A 246-nucleotide genomic window follows, 5' to 3' on the forward strand; every position below is an offset into this window, starting at 1 on the left:
GGAGAGCGCCGCCGGCGTGACCTCGACGTCGTCGCCGCGGCGAACCGCGAGTGCCTTGATGCTGGCTGCGACGAGGAGGCGACCGCTCGGGTCGCATGCGAACGTCCGGACGTGAAACGACTGCGTGTCGGCGTGCTGAATCGGCTCGAGGTTGCCGGAGTCGGGATCGATGCGGAACACGGCGATGTTGTTTTCTCCGCCGCCAAACACCTTCCGGCCTGCAAAGTCGACCGTATGGTCGGCGCG

Annotated in this window: 1 protein-coding gene; it reads right to left on the reverse strand. The window is 67.1% G+C overall.

Translation table 11 applies throughout. The features are described from left to right. Positions 1–246 (reverse strand): beta-propeller fold lactonase family protein (locus tag SB756_RS33820; RefSeq protein ID WP_410913731.1); only part of this gene is annotated, 246 nt, incomplete at both ends.

This window comes from Pseudomonas sp. SIMBA_068, from assembly GCF_046534705.1.
GTDB lineage: Bacteria > Pseudomonadota > Gammaproteobacteria > Pseudomonadales > Pseudomonadaceae > Aquipseudomonas > Aquipseudomonas putida.